The organism is Streptomyces sp. NPDC046862 (assembly GCF_040704615.1).
In the GTDB taxonomy this organism is placed as follows: Bacteria; Actinomycetota; Actinomycetes; order Streptomycetales; family Streptomycetaceae; genus Streptomyces.
Genome location: NZ_JBEYXP010000002.1, coordinates 221,215 through 238,116 on the forward strand (window position 1 = coordinate 221,215; position 16,902 = coordinate 238,116).

Annotated in this window: 14 protein-coding genes and 1 pseudogene; 6 read left to right on the top strand and 9 right to left on the bottom strand. The window is 71.6% G+C overall.

The features are described from left to right. Positions 1-13: 13 nt before the first annotated feature. Entirely contained in the window at positions 14-247 is a 234-nt protein-coding gene (locus AB0959_RS02925) for a hypothetical protein (RefSeq protein ID WP_366824453.1), read from the bottom strand. An 82-nt stretch (positions 248-329) separates the two neighbouring features. Here AB0959_RS02925 and AB0959_RS02930 point away from each other — a divergent pair, with 82 nt between their 5' ends. Next, entirely contained in the window at positions 330-1,226 is an 897-nt protein-coding gene (locus tag AB0959_RS02930; RefSeq protein ID WP_366824454.1) for an aminoglycoside phosphotransferase family protein, read from the top strand. Between the two features lie 52 nt (positions 1,227-1,278). Here AB0959_RS02930 and AB0959_RS02935 read toward each other — a convergent pair. The 7 genes and pseudogenes from AB0959_RS02935 to AB0959_RS02965 all read right to left on the bottom strand — a co-directional run. After that, positions 1,279-1,398: pseudogene (locus tag AB0959_RS02935) on the bottom strand (helix-turn-helix domain-containing protein); the annotation flags it as partial. Positions 1,399-1,414: 16 nt separating this feature from the next. Further along, positions 1,415-2,404 (bottom strand): zinc-dependent alcohol dehydrogenase family protein, encoded by a 990-nt coding sequence (locus AB0959_RS02940; RefSeq protein ID WP_366824455.1) that lies wholly within the window; start codon positions 2,402-2,404, stop codon positions 1,415-1,417. Then, positions 2,401-3,255 (bottom strand): carbohydrate ABC transporter permease, encoded by an 855-nt coding sequence (locus AB0959_RS02945; RefSeq protein ID WP_366824456.1) that lies wholly within the window; start codon positions 3,253-3,255, stop codon positions 2,401-2,403. Before AB0959_RS02945 ends, AB0959_RS02940 begins: the two co-directional genes overlap by 4 nt. Beyond that, on the bottom strand, positions 3,252-4,190 hold the full coding sequence (locus AB0959_RS02950) for a sugar ABC transporter permease (protein WP_366824457.1): 939 nt from the start codon (positions 4,188-4,190) through the stop codon (positions 3,252-3,254). Before AB0959_RS02950 ends, AB0959_RS02945 begins: the two co-directional genes overlap by 4 nt. Beyond that, a complete protein-coding gene (locus AB0959_RS02955) occupies positions 4,187-5,557 on the bottom strand; it encodes a sugar ABC transporter substrate-binding protein (protein ID WP_366824458.1) in 1,371 nt (456 codons plus the stop codon). Before AB0959_RS02955 ends, AB0959_RS02950 begins: the two co-directional genes overlap by 4 nt. Before the next feature lie 129 nt (positions 5,558-5,686). Continuing rightward, positions 5,687-6,508, bottom strand: coding sequence for a DeoR/GlpR family DNA-binding transcription regulator (locus tag AB0959_RS02960; protein ID WP_366824459.1), 822 nt, complete (start codon positions 6,506-6,508; stop codon positions 5,687-5,689). A 199-nt stretch (positions 6,509-6,707) separates the two neighbouring features. Continuing rightward, the gene (locus AB0959_RS02965) at positions 6,708-7,517 is read right to left on the bottom strand and encodes an NAD(P)-dependent oxidoreductase (RefSeq protein WP_366824460.1); all 810 of its coding nucleotides are present in this window, start codon (positions 7,515-7,517) and stop codon (positions 6,708-6,710) included. A gap of 298 nt (positions 7,518-7,815) precedes the next feature. On the opposite strand from AB0959_RS02965, the gene AB0959_RS02970 reads away from it, so the two are divergent. Both AB0959_RS02970 and AB0959_RS02975 read left to right on the top strand, forming a co-directional pair. Then, positions 7,816-8,751, top strand: coding sequence for a 5-dehydro-4-deoxyglucarate dehydratase (locus tag AB0959_RS02970; RefSeq protein WP_366824604.1), 936 nt, complete (start codon positions 7,816-7,818; stop codon positions 8,749-8,751). Positions 8,752-8,761: 10 nt separating this feature from the next. Further along, positions 8,762-9,931, top strand: a complete 1,170-nt coding sequence (locus tag AB0959_RS02975; protein WP_366824461.1) for a hypothetical protein — start codon at positions 8,762-8,764, stop codon at positions 9,929-9,931. Positions 9,932-10,035: 104 nt separating this feature from the next. Here AB0959_RS02975 and AB0959_RS02980 read toward each other — a convergent pair whose 3' ends face one another. Continuing rightward, positions 10,036-11,259, bottom strand: a complete 1,224-nt coding sequence (locus AB0959_RS02980) for an MFS transporter (RefSeq protein ID WP_366824462.1) — start codon at positions 11,257-11,259, stop codon at positions 10,036-10,038. Positions 11,260-11,431: 172 nt separating this feature from the next. Between AB0959_RS02980 and AB0959_RS02985 the strand changes: the two genes are divergently transcribed. The 3 genes from AB0959_RS02985 (at position 11,432) to AB0959_RS02995 (ending at position 16,786) form a co-directional block, all read left to right on the top strand. Beyond that, positions 11,432-12,022: a TIGR03086 family metal-binding protein gene (locus AB0959_RS02985; RefSeq protein ID WP_366824463.1), complete on the top strand. Its 591-nt coding sequence runs from the start codon at positions 11,432-11,434 to the stop codon at positions 12,020-12,022. Positions 12,023-12,158: 136 nt separating this feature from the next. After that, a complete protein-coding gene (locus tag AB0959_RS02990) occupies positions 12,159-15,938 on the top strand; it encodes a tetratricopeptide repeat protein (protein WP_366824464.1) in 3,780 nt (1,259 codons plus the stop codon). A gap of 98 nt (positions 15,939-16,036) precedes the next feature. Beyond that, positions 16,037-16,786, top strand: coding sequence for an MBL fold metallo-hydrolase (locus tag AB0959_RS02995; RefSeq protein WP_366824465.1), 750 nt, complete (start codon positions 16,037-16,039; stop codon positions 16,784-16,786). The last annotated feature ends 116 nt before the right edge of the window (positions 16,787-16,902 follow it).

The following is a 16,902-nucleotide window of genomic DNA, read 5'->3' on the forward strand; positions in this document are numbered from 1 at the left end:
GCGGCCGTTCGGGTCAGCGGCGGGGGCGGGGCTGATTGCGGGGGTGGTTGCGGGCCGTTCGCTCGTTGCCGCGCTTGTAGTTGCCGGTCCAGCGGGCCATGACGAGCTGGGGGTCGCCGGTGGTCACTTCCGTGAGGAACTCGTCGGCCTTTGGGCCGCGGAGGGTGGCTGCGGGGCGGCCGTGGTGGGTGATCTGTACGGTGCCGTCGGGGTGTCGGGTGTACGTGAAGCCGTGGGGTGGGGGCATGGCGGGGATGCTAGGCCCGGCGGGCGACTGGGGACAGGGGTTTTCGCTCCCGCCGCCCCTACCTCGAGTACGGTGACTCGGCATGACCGAATCCGAGATTGAGATCAGCGAGGATCTGGTCCGCGACCTGCTTCGGGAACAGCATCCGGACCTGGCCGAGCTGCCCATCCGCGAGGTGGCGGGCGGCTGGGGCAACCAAATGTGGCGCCTCGGTGACGAGTTGGCCGTCCGGATGCAGCGGATGGACACGAGCCCCGATCCGCAGCTCAAGGAGCGCCGCTGGCTGCCGGCTCTGGCCGCGCGCCTGCCGCTGCCGATCCCCGTCCCCCTACGGGACGGTACGCCGTCCGAGCGCTTCCCCAAGCTCTGGACCGTCATGACATGGGTCGAGGGCACGCCGCTGGACCACGGCTCGATCACTCGCGGCGACCACGCGGCCGAGACGCTGTCGGGCTTCCTCAGGGCGCTGCACGCGGAGGCGCCCGCCGACGCACCGACCGCTTCGGACTTCGGCGCTCACCCCAAGAACTGCACGGACGGCTTCGAGCACTTCTTCCAGGCCGTTGCCCCCACCGGCCTCGCCGAAGAGATCCGTGAAGTCTGGGACGAAGCGGTGGCGGCCCCGGCGTGGGAGGGCCCACCGGTGTGGGTACACGGCGACCTGCATCCCGCGAACGTCGTCGTCGCGGACGGGACCTTGGCGGGTGTCGTCGACTTCGGCGCACTCGTCGCCGGCGACCCGGCGTGGGACCTCGCGGCCGCCTGGCTGCTACTCCCCGCGGGCGGCGCCTCACGGTTTTTCAACAGCTACGCGGAGGCGGACGAGGCAGCGGTGCGACGGGCGCGCGGACTGGCCGCGATGAAGAGCCTGTTCCTGATGTCGATGGGCCAGAACGGGGACCGCGGCCTGCCCGGCGGCAAGCCGAACTGGGGGCCCGCAGGCCGGTCCGCACTCGATCGTGTCCTGAAGGGCCTTTGACGTCGGCATGGATCCACTGGGTCTCCCCGGCGGCCATGCGTCCCTTCTCGTGTGCGGTGCGGCGGGTGGCCGGAGCGGCGTTCCAAACCACCCGCGCGCAACCGAACGTTCGCTTGGTGGGCGACCGTGCACCGGGGCCCGGCTCCAGGCGAAAGGTGTGGCGCGGCTCCATGAACGGCCGGCTTTTGCTACGGGACCACCACGATCTTCCGACCGACCCCGGACGCGAACTGGTCCAGCGCTTGGGGGTACTGGTCCAGCGGCAGACGGTCGCTGATGAAGATCCCGGGATCCAGGACGCCGTTCGCGAACAGCTCCGCCGCCCGCTCGAAGCTGTGCAGCACCGCCATCGAGCCCGTGATCGTGATCTCCTGGTTGTAGATGCGGTACGGATCGATCGTCACCCGCGTCGCGTAGTCCGCCACCCCGAACTGCAGGAACGTGCCCGCCTTGGCCACCCGGTCCAGGCCGTCCTGGATCGCCGCCGCGTTGCCCGTCGCGTCCACCACCACGTCCCAGCCCTGGGGGCGGTCCAGCTCCACGGGGGTCGCGGCGGAGGACGAGACACCAAGCCGCCTTGCCGTCTCCAGACGGGTCGGGTTCACGTCCACCACGTCCACGCTCGCCGCACCCGTCCGCTTCGCGAGCTCCAGCATCATCAGGCCCATCGTCCCCGAGCCGTAGATCAGGACGTGGGCGCCGAGGCGGGACTGGAGTACGTCGTAGCCGCGGACCGCGCAGGACAGGGGCTCGACCAGGGCCGCGTCCTGGGTGCGGACGTGGTCGGGGAGCCGTACGCAGTTGGCCACCGGCGCCACCGCGTACTGCGCCGCGCCCCCCGCCGTCGTCACCCCGATCGCGGCCCAGCGCTCGCAGAGGTTGTTGTGGCCGGTACGGCAGTGGCGGCACTCGTAGCAGTACAGGGACGGGTCGACCGCCACGCGGTCGCCGACCGACACCTCCGTGACCTGGGTTCCCACCCCGACCACCTCGCCCGCGAACTCGTGCCCCGGCACGATCGGCAGCTTCGGCGCGAACTCGCCCTGGAGGATGTGGAGGTCCGTGCCGCACAGGCCGCAGGCCGCGACCTCGACCACGACTTCCCGTGGCCCTGGCGTCGGGTCCGGTACCTCCGCGACGACAGCCTTGCCCACGGACTCGATGACGGCGGCCTTCATTTCACGGCTCCCAACGACAGGCCCTGGACGAGTTTGTCCTGGGCGGCGAACCCCGCGGCGAGCACCGGCAGGGAGATGACGAGCGACGCGGCGCACACCTTCGCCAGGAACAGGCCCTGGCTGGTGATGAAGCCGGTCAGGAAGACGGGGGCCGTCTCGGCGACCACGCCCGTCAGTACGCGTGCGAAGAGCAGCTCGTTCCAGCTGAAGATGAAGCAGATCAGGGCCGTCGCCGCGATGCCCGGCAACGCGATCGGCGCCACCACCCGCGCCAGGACCGTCGGCAGCCGCGCCCCGTCCACCCGCGCCGCCTCGATGATCGCCACCGGCACCTCCGCCAGGAACGACTGCATCATCCACACCGCGATCGGCAGGTTCATCGACGTGTAGAGGATGACCAGCAGCCAGATGTTGTCCAGGAAGTCCGTGTTCTTGGCGAAGAGGTAGATCGGGAGCAGGCCCGCCACCACCGGCAGCATCTTCGTCGACAGGAAGAAGAACAACACGTCCGTCCACTTGCGGACCGGGCGGATCGACAGCGCGTACGCAGCCGGCAGGGCCAGCAGCAGGACGCACAGCGTCGACGCCAGCGACGCCACCGTGGAGTTGATGAGCGACGGCCACGGGCTCGCGCCGCCGCCCACGCCGAAGAACTCCCGGTAGCCGTCGAGGGTGAGGGAGGCCGCCCAGGACGGCGGGTTGGTCGCCGCGTCCGACTCCGAGTGGAAGGACGTCAGCGCCATCCAGGCGATGGGCAGGAAGAACAGCAGGCCGACCAGCCAGGCGGCCAGGCCCAGGCCCGCTCCCCGGGCGCGGCGGGGACGTACACGTACAGCGCTCGCGGTGCTCATGCGCGGGACACCTCCTCGCGGAACAGCGACGAGACCACGCGCAGCGCGAACGTCGCGATGATGATCGAACCGATGACGACGAGGACGCCCGCGGCGGAGGCGAGGCCGTTCTCGTGGGCCTGGTAGAAGGTCTGGTAGACGGTGTAGGGGAGGTTGGCCGTGCCCAGGCCGCCCGAGGTGATCGTGAAGACCGCGTCGAAGTTCTGGACGATGTAGATCGAGCCCAGCAGGGCGCCCAGCTCGAGGTAGCGGCGCAGGTGCGGCAGCGTGAGGTGGCGGAAGACCTGCCAGTCGCTCGCCCCGTCCACGCGGGCCGCCTCGATCTGCTGGTGGTCGCGGCTCTGCAGCCCGGCCAGCAGGATCAGCATCATGAACGGCGTCCACTGCCAGATCAGGGAGGCCTCGACCGCGAGCAGCGGGGTGTCGGAGATCCAGTCCGGCTGGGGGCCGCCGACGTAGTGCAACAGGCCGTTGAACAGGCCGTACTCGGGGTTGTAGAGCACGTGCTTCCAGAGCAGGGCCGCGGCGACCGGGACCACCAGGAAGGGGGCGATCAGGAGGGTGCGGACGATGCCCCGGCCACGGAAGCGACGGTCCAGGAGCAGGGCGAGGGCGAGGCCCAGGAGCAGGCTGGCCAGGACCACGGCGACCGTGAGCAGAACCGTCGTCCACACCGAGCGGCGCAGGTCCGCGTCGGTCAGGACCTGTTCGTAGTTGGCGAAGCCCGTGAAGCTGCGGGCGTCGGGGTAGAGCGAGTTCCAGTCGAAGAAGGAGATCACCAGCGTCGCCACGAACGGCAGCTGGGTCACGAGGATCATGAAGATCAGGGCGGGGAGGAGCGGGGCCCTGGTGGCCCAGGCACGCAGGCGCGTCGAGGATGTGCCCGTCGTCCGCACGGGCGCTGTCGCCATCGGTGCTGTCGTGGTCGCGGTCATCGTCCCTCGTACTCCTCGGAGATGCGCTCGGCGAGCGCCTGCGACTTCTTCAGAGCCGACTCGACGGACTGGCGTCCGGCGATGGCCGCGCTGATCTCCTGGGAGACCTTGGTGCCGAGGTCGGTGAACTCGGGGATGCCGACGAACTGGATGCCGGGCGCGGGGCGCGGCTGCACGCCCGGGTCGGTGGGCCGGGCGCCCTCGATGGCCTCCTTCGTCATCTCCTGGAAGGCGGCGGCCTCCTTGACGTACGCGGGGTTCGTGTACGTCGACGCGCGCTTGCCCGCGGGCACGTTGGACCAGCCGATCTGGTCGCCGACCAGTTGCTCGTACTGCTTGCTGGACGCCCAGGAGACGAACTTCCAGGCCTTGTCGGGGTTCCTCGACGCCTGCTGGATGCCCCAGGCCCAGGTGTAGAGCCAGCCGGAGGACTTCGTCTTCTCGACCGGTGCCGGGGCGTAGCCGATCTTGCCCTTGACCGGGGACTTGGCGGCCTCCAGTGAGCCGGCCGCGGACGTGGCGTCGTACCACATGGAGACCTTGCCCTGGGTCATGTTGTTCAGGCACTCGGCGAAGCCGGACTGGGCGGCGCCGGACTCGCCGTGGCTGCGGACGAGGTCGACGTAGAACTTGGTGGCCTTCTCGAACTCGGGGGAGTTCAGGCGTGCCTTCCAGCCCTTGTCGAACCAGGTGCCGCCGAAGGTGTTGACGACGGTGGTGAGTGGCGCCATCACCTCGCCCCAGCCGGGCAGGCCGCGCAGACAGATGCCCTTCATGCCCGGCTCGGCCCCATCGGCCTTGGCGGCGAGGTCGGCGACCTGCTGCCAGGTGGGGTGCTCGGGCATGGTCAGCCCCTTCTGGGCGAACACGTCCTTGCGGTACATCAGGAAGGACGACTCGCCGTAGAACGGCTGCCCGTAGAGCTTGCCGTCGTCGCCGGTCAGGGACTGGCGCATGGGCCCCAGGATGTCCTGCTCGTCGAAGGCCGCGTCCTTGGCGATGTACGAGTTCATCTCGTGCAGCCAGTCGTTGCGGGCGTAGATCGGTATCTCGTAGTTGCTGAGCGTGGCGACGTCGTACTGGCCCGCCTGGTTGGCGAAGTCCTGACTGATCTTGTCGCGGACGTCGTTCTCCGGCAGGACGGTGAAGTTCACCTTGATGCCGGTTTCCTTGGTGAAGTGGGCGCGGGTGAGCTTCTGCAGCTCCACCATCTGCGGGTTGTTGACCATCAGTACGTTGATGGAGTCGCCGCCGGAACCCGTCCCGCCGGCTCCGGTCCAGCAGCCGGAGAGCAGCGGGGCGAGCAGCATCCCTGCGGCGGCCGCGACAACTGTGGTGCGCGGCCTCCGTCGGCTCGGGATTCGCATGGATCGCTCCTGGACGTATGGGAGATCGGGGAGATCAGAGGGATCAGAGGGATCAGAGGGGTGGGGAGGAATGGGCGGATAAGGGGCAAGTGTGGGTGTGGGGGTGCCCTTGGGGGAGTGGGTTCGGTTTCAGACTCGGATGACCTGGGGCCCGAGCAGTGAGTAGCGGTGGGCCTCGGGCGCGGGCAGCAGCGTGCTCGTGACGATCGTCTCCAGGGCGCCGATGTCCGCGAACCGGCAGAAGCTGACCGCGCCGAACTTGGTGTGGACGCCGGCGAAGACCGTGCGCCGCGCGGCCCGGATCGCCTGGGCCTTGACCTCGCTGACCGCCGGGTCGGGGGTGGTGAGGCCGTGGTCGCGCGAGATGCCGTTGGCGCCGATGTACGCCAGGTCGATGACGAAGCCGGCGAGCATCTTCGTCGTCCAGTGGTCGACGGTCGCGAGGGTGCCCGGGCGCACCCGGCCGCCGAGCAGCAGCACGGTGGTGCTGCCCGCCTCCGCGAGCGCGCCCGCGGTGGCGAGGGACGCGGTGACCACGGTCAGCGGCCGGTCCCTGGGCAGGGCCTCGGCGATGAGCTGCGGGGTGAAGCCCTCGTCGACGAAGACCGTCTCGGCGTCCCCGAGCAGTTCGGCCGCGGCGGTCGCGATCCGCCGTTTCTCGGGGACGTGGCTGGTGGCGCGGAAGGCGAGCGTCGTCTCGAACCCGGCGCTCTCCACGGGGTAGGCCCCGCCGTGGGTGCGGCGGACCAGGCCGTGGTCCTCCAGGGCCCGCAGATCACGTCGTACGGTCTCCTTGGCGACCCCGAGTTCGGCGGCGAGCGCGGTGACGTCGACCGACCCCGTGCGGCGGGCGGCCCTGACGATCTGGCGCTGTCTTTCTTCCGCGGTCACTGGCCGACACCTGCCCCTCCGCTGTTCCGGTACTGCCCGTTCGGGCCCGGTGGGACCCATGGGGGAAGTTCTACAGGTGGTGTGCGTCACTGACCAGGTCTGTTGCCCGCCCGATGGTGCCCGTATGTGCCCGTTTCGCGCGGCGACCGCCCGTCTCGGACCTGGGGTGCACGTGAGATCGGGCAGGAGCGGTGCCCGAATACGGCAGCGGGCGGGCCCGTTCGGTGCCCGCCCGCTGTCGTCATGCGTCGATCGCCGGTCAGTACGGCCAGATCGGTGGCTCGCTCACGAAGTGGCCGCCGAGGTAGGCGTGCGCCACGTTGTCCGGGTCGAGCTCGCCCTGCTCCGCGATCAGCTTCTCGGCGTACGGCTCGGAGTCGTCCCGCGGCTCGTAGCCGAGGGCCCGGGCGGTCGCCAGGTCCCACCACAGCCGGGTGTTGGCGGAGGAGCCGTACACGACGGTGTGCTTCACGTCCTCGGCGGTCAGGGCCGCGTGGAAGAGACGGGCGCCGTCCTCGGGGCTCATCCAGACCGACAGCATGCGCACGCTCGTGGGCTCCTTGAAGCAGGAGCCGATGCGTACGGAGACGGTCTCCATGCCGTGCAGGTCCCAGTAGAGCTGGGCGAGGTCCTCACCGAAGGACTTGGACAGGCCGTAGAAGGTGTCGGGGCGGCGCGCGGTGTCGACCGGGATCAGGGGGTCGTCGCCCTGGGGGCGGGGGGTGAAGCCGACGGCGTGGTTGGAGGAGGCGAAGACGATCCGCTTGATCCCCTCCTCGCGGGCGGCCTCGTACAGGTTGTAGGTCCCCTCGATGTTCGCCTTGAGGATCTTCTCGAAGGGTGCTTCCAGGGAGATGCCCGCGAGGTGGATGATCGCGTCGACGCCCCGGACGGCCTCGCGCAGCGCGTCCCGGTCGGCGAGGTCCGCGGTGATCGCGTCCGGCTCGCCCTCGACGGGGCGTACGTCGAGGAGGCGGAGTTCGTAGCCGTACTCCGGGAGCAGCTCCCGCATCAGGGTGCCGAGTCCGCCGGCGGCGCCGGTGAGCAGAACGGTGCGGGGAGCGGGCATCCTCGGGTCTCCTTGAGTCACCGGAAGCGCGTTGTGGGTCACCGGGTGTGTGCGGTGTCCGTGCTGTGCGCATGCGCGTATCACATTCACATGCGTGGACACGCTAAGGAGTCCTGGTCACGCCCGTCAAGGGGAGGGCGGTGGGCGGGTCAGTGGCGGGTCAACGGGGAAATCCGCTGGTGTGTTGCGTGGTGGCGCGCTTGACCGGCCCGAAGGGGGCGGCTTAGCGTGGGTGAGTTCAGAAATATAGACACTGATCAGAGACATGGACTTGGGAGAGCCCGTGACCTCAGAGCCCGTGCCCTCGGCCCCCCTCGCCGCTCGGCTCACCGTCCCCAGCGGACCGCTGTTCTTCCCTGTCACGGCCTACGGCCCGGACGGCGCGGTCGACCTGGACGCGTACCGCACGCACGTGCGCCGGGGCGTCGACGCCGGGGCCGCCGCCGTCTTCGCGTGCTGCGGCACGGGCGAGTTCCACGCGCTCGCGCCCGAGGAGTTCCAGACCTGCGTCCGCGCGGCCGTCGAGGAGACCGCGGGCCGGGTGCCGGTCGTGGCGGGCGCCGGGTACGGGACCGCGCTCGCCGTACGGTACGCGCGGCTCGCCGAGGAGGCCGGGGCCGACGGACTGCTCGCCATGCCTCCGTACCTCGTGAAGGCGGCCCAGGAGGGCCTGCTGCGGCACTACCGCGAACTCGCGGCGGCGACCGCGCTCCCGCTGATCGTCTACCAGCGCGACAACGCCGTCTTCACCCCCGCGACGGTGGTCGAACTCGCCCGCACCGAGGGCGTGATCGGCTTCAAGGACGGCCTCGGCGACCTGGACCTGATGCAGCGGATCGTGAGCGCCGTACGGAGCGAGGCACCGGGCGAGTTCCTGTACTTCAACGGACTGCCCACGGCCGAACTGACCGGCCTCGCCTACCGCGGGATCGGCATCACCCTGTACTCGTCCGCTGTGTTCTGCTTCGCACCGGAGATCGCGCTCGCCTTCCACAAGGCGTTCAACGAGGGCGACGACACGACGGTGGAGCGGCTGCTGGACGGCTTCTACCGGCCCTTCGTGGAACTGCGCGCCCAGGGAAGCGGCTACGCGGTGTCCCTGGTCAAGGCCGGGGTGCGGATGCGCGGACTCGACGTGGGGGAAGTGCGGCCGCCCCTGCACGAGCCGGCCGAGGATCATGTCAAGCAGCTCGCGCAACTGATCGAGCGCGGGTACGCGCTGCTCGAGGTCTAGAGGAGGACATGTGAAGGCGTCGGCGTTCGTCTACCCCTGGGACGTCAACGGGGACCCGGCGGCCGGGGAGTTCATCGCGGGTCTCGGGGTGCGGCAGGCCACGCTCGCCTCCGCGTACCACTCCACGCGCGCGCTCACGCCCCGCCACCCCCGGCACCGGATCGTCACGGCCGAGCACGCCGCCGTGCTCTACCCGCCCGAGGAGGCACGGTGGTCGGGACGGCGGCTGCGGCCGTACGTCGCCGGCCAGTGGGCGCCCGGTGACGCGTACGGGGAGGCGGCCGAGGCGCTGGCGGCCGCCGGTCTGGAGGTGCACACCTGGGTCGTGCTCGCGCACAACTCCCGGCTGGGCGCCGAGTTCCCGGACACGTCCGTGGTCAACGCGTACGGCGACCGGTACGCGTGGGCGCCGTGTGTCGCGCAGCCGGAGACACGGCAGTACCTGGTGGACCTCGCCGTCGAGGCGGCGGTGCGGCCGGGGGCGCGGGGAACGGAGCTGGAGTCGCTGGGCTGGTACGGGCTGCCCCACCTCCACGCCCACGACAAGACGAGTGGGATCGCTCTCGGGGACGCCGGGACGTACCTGATGTCGCTGTGCTTCTGCTCGACGTGCCGGGAGGGGTACGGCGCGCAGGGGCTCGACGCGGAGGAGCTGGCGGCGGCCGTGCGGGGCGCGCTGGAGCCGCTGTGGCGGGGCGTCTCCGACGACGGGGGCTGGCCGGTGGTGGAGAAACTGCTCGGTGAGGGCCGGGCGGCGGGCACGCGGGCGTGGCGTGACGAGGTCGCCCGCACGCTGCAGGAAGCAGCGGTCGGGGCTGTCCGGGCCGCCGCGCCCGAGGGCTTCCAGGTGTTGCTGCACGCCGATCCGGTCACCTACCGGGTGGGTGCGAATCCGGGTGTGGATCCCGCGCACATCCTGTCCGTCGCGGACGGTGTGGTCGTGCCCTGTGCCGGTGGGCCGGGGCCGTTGACGCCGTTCGCGGAGCAGGGGCGGGAGGGGGCGGTGCTGGCCGCGAACTTCCCTGTCGTGTCGGGGATGGGTGGGAGTCCGGGGACGCTGGCGGTGGACGCGGTCCGGGCGGCTGATCTCGGGGCGACGGAACTGCGGTTGTACCACGCGGGGTTGGCTTCGGACGGGGATCTGGTGGCGGTGCGGGAGGGGTTGGCGGGGTTGGGGTGAGGTGGGGTGTTGCGGGTTGGGTGTGGCTGGTCGCGCCCACGCGGCGGAGCCGCATATCGACACAGCCCCGCGCCCCTGAAAACCGTGCGGTTCCCCGCGCGAATTCAGCCCCCGGGGCGAGGGCGGCGCAGGTGCCAGGCCGGTAGGAGGGTCGCCAGGCCCAGACCCGCCAGCAGGGGCTGGAGGGCCACGATCTCGACCAGCCCGGCACCCACCGCCAGCCCGACCGCGGTGGGCGCGAAGAGCAGCGTGTTGGCGGTCCCGGCCGCCCGCCCCAGCAGCGGCCCCGGAGTCTCCCGCTGCACCGCCGTGAGCGCCGCGACCAGGACGCACGGCAGACCCACCCCCACCGCCGCCCCAGCCCCCAGCGCCACCACGTCGGACGGCACCGCCCGCACCCCCACGGCGACCGCCGTGAGCGCGATCCCGCACGCCGCGAAACGCCGTTCGCCGAGGCGCCGCATCAGCGGACCGGAGAGCAGTCCGACCGCCACCGAGCCCACGCCCTGGGCGACGTACAGAACACCGGCGTACGCGGGGGAGTGCCCGAGCGCTTCGACGAGCGCGTAGACAGTGGCGCCGTTGACACCCGAGAGGAGCATGGTGGCGCCGCCCGCCAGCACCAGCGGACGCAGACCCCGGTGGGACCACAGGAAGCGGGCGCCCTCGGCGGTTCGCGTCCGCCAGCCGGTCGTGGGCGGTTCCGGTTTCGGCTCATCGACGCGCAGGCACGCGTACAGGGCCGCTGCCAGCACGAACGTCACCGCGTCCAGCAGAGCCACACTCGCGCCGCCGTACGCCGTGTAGATCCCCGCCCCGGCCAGTGGCGCCACCAGCTTCATGCCCTCGTTGGCCGTCATGCGCAGACCGTTGAAGTCCCCGAGCAGGGACGGGTCCACGGCCGTGGCGACCAGCGCCGCCTCGGCCGCGTCGTGGACGACACCCGCCGCGCCGTACACCAGCAGGACTGCGAGGAGCAGCCACAGGCTCCGCGCGGAGTCGACGGCGAGGAGGGTGAGGAGGAGCGCCGCCAGGGCGAGGTTCGTCCGGATCAGGAGCGGCCCCCGGCGGGTGCGGTCGGCGAGCGTGCCGAGCAAGGGGCCGAACAGGGTCGGTGCCCACATGGCCAGCATGGACAGGGCGGCCAGGCCGTTCGACCCGGTGAGGTCCTTGACCCAGATGCCGGACACCAGCCACAGCGCGGACGTGCCGAAGCCGGAGATCACGACCCCGCCCAGGTAGAGCCCGGCGTTGCGGTCCCGCAGGACACGCACCAGGGTCCACCGCTGCCGTGTCGCCCGTGCCGCTCGTGTTGTCCTGGTCTTCATGCCTGGTCATCGTGGTTCTAAGGCCCTGGTAGGAGGATCCGGCAGATGCCCTAGATATGACGGGTCTCGACTGCGGGCGATGAGTGGCGATGAGTGGCGATGAGTTTCGCGTACGGCGGCGGTCTCCACCCGTGGATGGAAGTCCATTCCTGGACGGAATGAGGAGCAGCTGATGACCGAGATGACCACTCCCGACCTCGGGCCCCAGACCCGGATCGTCGCGCGTCTCGCGGAGGGCGTGACCGACGAGCAGCTCACCGCGCCGACCCCGTGCCCGGAGTACGCGCTGCACAACCTGCTGGGCCACCTGGTCCACCTGGCCATCGCCTTCCGGGACGCCGGCCGCAAGGACCTGGGCGCCACGACGGACACGAGCCCGACAGCGGCCGTACCGGACGTGGAGCCCGGCTGGCGCGCGGCCCTGCCCACGGCCCTCGACGAACTGGCGGAGGCCTGGCGCGACCCGGCGGCCCGGACGGGCGAGACCAGGGCGGGCGGCGTGACCCTGCCGGGCGCCGTCGCCGCCGCCGTGGCGGTCGACGAACTCGTCGTCCACGGCTGGGACCTCGCCCGCGCCACGGACCAGGAGTACGAGCCGGACCCGGACGCCCTGCGGGCGGCCCACGGCTTCCTCCTCGCCGCGGCCCAGGACCCGACCCGGGGCGGCGGCATCTTCGGACCCGTCGTGCCCGTACCGGACGACGCGCCCCTCCTCGACCGCGTCATCGGCCTCAGCGGGCGGGATCCGGGCTGGAAGCCCTGAAGCCCTGAAGCCCTGAGGCCCTGAGGCCCTGAGGCCCTGATGATGTCTGACGTCCACATCCCGTGAGACGCGGCAGAATTGCCGACGGAGACGGTGCCGGAGCGTTGGCTGCGGCAGTCCGGGACGGGGGTGGGGCATGTCGGGGGCGGGGCGGCGCGGCCGGTCGCGCGGGGAGCTGATCCGGCAGCGTACGCAGGCGCGGTTCGTGGGCCGGCGGGCACAGTTGTCGCTGTTCGCGGAGAATCTGGCGAAGGACCCGGACTCGCAGGAGGACCCGGCGGAGTTCCTGTTCCACGTGCGCGGGGTGGGCGGGGTCGGCAAGTCCACGTTGCTGCGCCAGTGGCAGGAGGCGGCCCGGCGGGCGGGTGCGGCGACCGCCGTGGTCGACGAGAACGACGTCCACGGCGTCCAGCAGGCGCTGACGGAGCTGGCCCGGCAGCTGGCCGAGCAGGCGGGGCCGCTGAAGGAGTTCGACAAGGCGGCCGAGCAGTACCGCAGGGAACAGGAGACGGCCGCCGAACCGGTGCCGGGGCAGGGCGAGGCCTCCGTGTCGAGCCGGGCGGTGGCGCAGGCCGCACTCGGCGGGGCGTCCGTCCTGATCCCGGGAGCCGGTGCCGTCACCTCGATGGTGAACCCGGACACCGCGGCCCAGGGGCTGGACCGGCTCCGGGCCGGAGCCCGGGCCAGGGGCCGTCGGGGGCGCGCGGGCGACACGGCGGTGAACCGGGCGTTCGTCTCCGAGCTGGAGCGGCTGTGCGACCGGTACCCGTGGGTGATGCTGTTCCTCGACACCTGGGAGCAGACCGGCCGGTACCTGGACGGGTGGCTGCGGGACCTGCTGGAGGACACGTACGGTCCGCTGCCGGTCAACGTGATGGTGGTGCTGGCCGGGCGCGACGAGCTCGCGGAACGGGAGTGGGCGCCGCTGCGGGCGCAGGTGGCGGACGTACCGCTGGAGGTGTTCAGCGAGGCGGAGACACGGGCGCTGCTGGCCGCGCGCGGGGTGACGGAGCCCGACGTGGTGGAGGCGGTCGTACGGCTGTCGATGGGGCTGCCGCTGCTCGTGGAGATCCTGGCGTTCACCCGGCGCGGAACGGCCGGGGACGCGGACGCCGACGGGGACGCCGTGGACAGAGCGGTCGGGCGGTTCATGGAGGGGATCAAGGACGACCGGCAGCAGGAGACGGTGCTGGCGTGCGCGCTCGCTCCGCAGCTGAACGAGGACATCTTTGCCGCCGCGGCACGGCGGGAGGCGCGGGGGCTGTGGGGGTGGCTGTGCGAGCAGCCGTTCGTCAGCGGCCGCGGCGACTTCAAGCAGTACCACGCCGTGGTGCGGGCGAGCATGGTGCGGCAGCAGCGCACCCACTCCCCCCAGGGCTGGGTCACGGCGCACCTCGAACTGGCGGCCGCGCACGCCGCCTGGCGGACCGACGCCGAACAGGACCTTCCCGAGACCAAGCGGTGGGGCGACCCCCGCTGGCGCCGGCACGTCCTGGACGAGACGTACCACCGCCTGTGCGCACGCCCCGCCGCCCACCTGCCGACCGCGCTGGAGCAGGCGGTCCACGCCGCTGGACGGGACGCGGAGATCCTGCAGCAGTGGACGCACGCCTTCGGACAGGCGGCCCGTGACACCTCCGATCCGGCCCTCCTCACCTGGGCCGAGCGGTTCCGGGACGCCGTCGCCGACCCGGAACCCAACTCCGCCGCCCTGACCGCCCTGCTCGCCCACGGCCGGCTGGACACCGCCGCCCGGGCGTGGGCGCACGCCCACCGGGGGTGGCACCTCTATCTCGCCGACCACGACGACGAGGCCGTGACGGACCTGGACCGCGCCGTCGCCATCGACCCCCGCAACTCCCGGGCCTGGGCCTACCGCGGTGACGTCCACTCCTGGAACGGCCGCACCGACCAGGCGGTCAGCGACCTGACGACGGCTCACGAGCTCGATCCCGCGTACGCCTGGGCACTCGCCCACCGGGGAGAAGCCCATCTGCGGGCCGGCCGCTTCGACGACGCCGTCACCGATCTCACGGCCGCTCTCGACCTCGACCCGACTGTGGCGTGGGTTCTCGTCTCCCGCGGGGAAGCCCACAACGGAGCGGACCGCCATGACGAGGCCGCCGCCGACTTCACGGCCGCGCTGGTTCTCGACCCCACGTACGCCTGGGCTCGCACCCAGCGTGGGATGACCCATCAGACGGCGGGCCGCTACGACGAGGCCGTCGCCGACTTCTCGGCCGCGCTGGTTCTCGACCCCGGGTCCGCCTGGGACCTCGCCCAGCGTGGCATCACCCACAGGCAGGCCGACCGCTACGACGAGGCCGTCGTGGACCTCACCGCCGCTCTCGATCTCAGACCCTCCTACGTCTGGGCTCTCGCGGAACGAGGAAAGGCGCACCAACAGGCCGGTCGTCACGACGAGGCCGTCGCCGACCTCACCGCCGCCGCCGAACTCGACCCCCCGTACGCCTGGGCTCTCGCCATGCGGGGAGAGACCCATCGGCTGGCCGGTCGCTTCGACGAGGCGGTTCCCGACTTCACCGCCGCACTCGACATCAATCCCGCCTACACCTGGGCCCTGACGCACCGCGGGGAGGCTCATCGTCAGGCCGGACGTTTCGACGACGCGGTCGCGGACTTCACGGCCGCGGCTTCGCAGCCCGGTTGGAAGTGGATCCTGGCGTGGCGCGGTCAGGCGCATCGTCAGGCAGGGCGTCTCGATGAGGCGGTGGCCGACCTGTCCGCGGCCGTGGAGGCGGACCCGACGTGGGACTGGGCTCTGGCGGAGCGGGGGGAGGCGCATCGTCAGGCGGGTCGCTTCGACGAGGCGGTCGCGGATTTCACGGCCGCGCTGTCGCTGAAGCCCGGTACGGAATGGGTTCTGGGCCAGCGTGGTCAGGCGCATCGTCAGGCGGGGCGTTTCGACGAGGCGGTGGCCGATCTTTCCGCGGCCGTGGAGGTGGACCCGGCGTACTGCTGGGCTTTCGGCGAGCGTGGGGAGGCACATCGCCAGGCCGGGCACTTCGATGACGCGGTCGCGGACTTCACGGCCGCGCTGGCCCTCGACCCCGCCTACGTCTGGGCTCTCGTCCGGCGCGGGGAAGCTCATCGGGAGGACGGGCGCCTGGACGAGGCGATCACCGACTTCACGGCCGCGCTGGAGCTCGATCCCGGTTCGACCTGGGCTCTGGCGTGGCGTGGTCAGGCGCGTCGTCAGGCCGGTCGTCTCGATGTCGCCGTGGCCGACCTCACGGCCGCGCTGGCCCTCGACCCCACCTACGTATGGGCTCTCGTGGAACGCGGGGAGGTCCACCGCCAGGCCGGGCGTCCGGACGAGGCCGTCGCCGACCTCACCGCCGCTCTCGACCTCGACCCGACCCGGGCCCCGGCCCTCGCCGAGCGCGGGGACGCCCACCGTCAGGCCGGGCGCCCGGACGAGGCGGTCGCCGACTTCACGGCCGCTCTGGACCTCGACCCGACCCTCGTCCGGGCCCTCGGCGGCCGCGGTGTCGCCCACCGTGAGGCGGGCCGGTACACACAGGCGCGCGAGGATCTGGAGCAGGCGCTGGCGGCCGACCCCGAGGACGTCGTCTTTCTGTTCGAAAAGGCCATGCTGGACACGGTGACGTCCGGACCCGAAGCGTGTGTGGACCAGTGGACCACCCTGTTCGCACGGCCCACCGAAGAACTGGACGAGGACGACATCAGGTTTCTGGAGCTGTTCCGTGTGCTCCTCCTGGAGCGGGAGGACACCGTCACCGAGGCGACGGAGGCCTTCCTCGACTCGGGCCCCGACCCCGACCTCGTCACGGATCTGCTCCACTACCTGGCCGAACTCGCCCGCGGGGACGGTGAGGCGGCGAACAGGGCCGAGCGGTGCCGCCGGCTCGTCGTGGCCCGCACCACCGCCTGATGGACAACGCTCACGGCGCCCGGCAGGCAGCCTTAACGGACGGTTATGGCGGCGGCGATCCCCGGACGTGGAGTCCCGGCGCCCCCTACGCTCCCCGCATGCCCCTGAGCCTCACCGTCCTCGGCACCGCGTCCCCGCACCCGGGACCGCGGCGCCCGTGCTCCGGTTATCTGTTGCGCGGCGGGGGTGCCGAGGTGTGGGTGGACGCGGGGTTCGGAACGTTCGCCGAGTTGCAACGGCACACGGACCCGACGCGGCTCACCGCGATCTGGATCTCCCATCTGCACGCGGACCACAGCGCCGATCTGCTGGCCGCCGCGTACGGGTTCGCGTTCGGCGGGCTCAGGCTGCCCGCGCCGGTCCCCCTCTACGCGCCGGCTGACGTCGGACAGCAGCTCGCGGGGTTCTTCGGGCAGTCCGACCCGGGGTTCCTGAGCGGCGTGTTCGCCATTCGTCCCCTGTACGACGGCCATGCGGTGCGGCACTGGAACCTCACTCTGAGCTCCCGTGCGGTGAGCCACGACACCGAGACCTACGGGCTGCGTGCCGAGTGCCAGGGGAAGGTCCTGGCGTACTCCGGGGACAGCGGACCCTGCGACGCGCTCGCCGACCTCGCCCGCGGCGCCGACCTGTTCGTGTGCGAGGCGGACATCGACCGGTATCGCGAAGGTGAACGGCGCGTGCACCTCACTCCCGAGGACACCGGCGCCTACGCGAAGGGTGCGGGCAGGCTCCTCGTCACCCATGTCGGCCCCACGCTCACCCGCGAGTCGGCGGCCGAGCGGGCCGCCGCGGTCTTCGGCGGACCGACCGAGTACGCGCGTGAGGGCATCACCACGGTCGTGTAGGAAACCGTGAGGTCAAGGGCCAAGTGGCGGCGCGGGCACGGGAGAAGTGGACCCACCCCTTCCGTCCGTCACCTCAACTTCCTTTGCCAGAAGCATTGACGAAACACAGACCCCCT

Bases quoted from the DNA above. Each gene is read 5' to 3' on its own strand.
- AB0959_RS02955 (WP_366824458.1), bottom strand. From the start codon at position 5,557: ATGCGAATCCCGAGCCGACGGAGGCCGCGCACCACAGTTGTCGCGGCC.
- AB0959_RS02945 (WP_366824456.1), bottom strand. From the start codon at position 3,255: ATGAGCACCGCGAGCGCTGTACGTGTACGTCCCCGCCGCGCCCGGGGA.
- AB0959_RS02985 (WP_366824463.1), top strand. From the start codon at position 11,432: ATGACCGAGATGACCACTCCCGACCTCGGGCCCCAGACCCGGATCGTC.
- AB0959_RS02925 (WP_366824453.1), bottom strand. From the start codon at position 247: ATGCCCCCACCCCACGGCTTCACGTACACCCGACACCCCGACGGCACC.
- AB0959_RS02980 (WP_366824462.1), bottom strand. From the start codon at position 11,259: ATGAAGACCAGGACAACACGAGCGGCACGGGCGACACGGCAGCGGTGG.
- AB0959_RS02940 (WP_366824455.1), bottom strand. From the start codon at position 2,404: ATGAAGGCCGCCGTCATCGAGTCCGTGGGCAAGGCTGTCGTCGCGGAG.
- AB0959_RS02930 (WP_366824454.1), top strand. From the start codon at position 330: ATGACCGAATCCGAGATTGAGATCAGCGAGGATCTGGTCCGCGACCTG.
- AB0959_RS02965 (WP_366824460.1), bottom strand. From the start codon at position 7,517: ATGCCCGCTCCCCGCACCGTTCTGCTCACCGGCGCCGCCGGCGGACTC.
- AB0959_RS02960 (WP_366824459.1), bottom strand. From the start codon at position 6,508: ATGGGTCCCACCGGGCCCGAACGGGCAGTACCGGAACAGCGGAGGGGC.
- AB0959_RS02990 (WP_366824464.1), top strand. From the start codon at position 12,159: ATGTCGGGGGCGGGGCGGCGCGGCCGGTCGCGCGGGGAGCTGATCCGG.
- AB0959_RS02950 (WP_366824457.1), bottom strand. From the start codon at position 4,190: ATGACCGCGACCACGACAGCACCGATGGCGACAGCGCCCGTGCGGACG.
- AB0959_RS02995 (WP_366824465.1), top strand. From the start codon at position 16,037: ATGCCCCTGAGCCTCACCGTCCTCGGCACCGCGTCCCCGCACCCGGGA.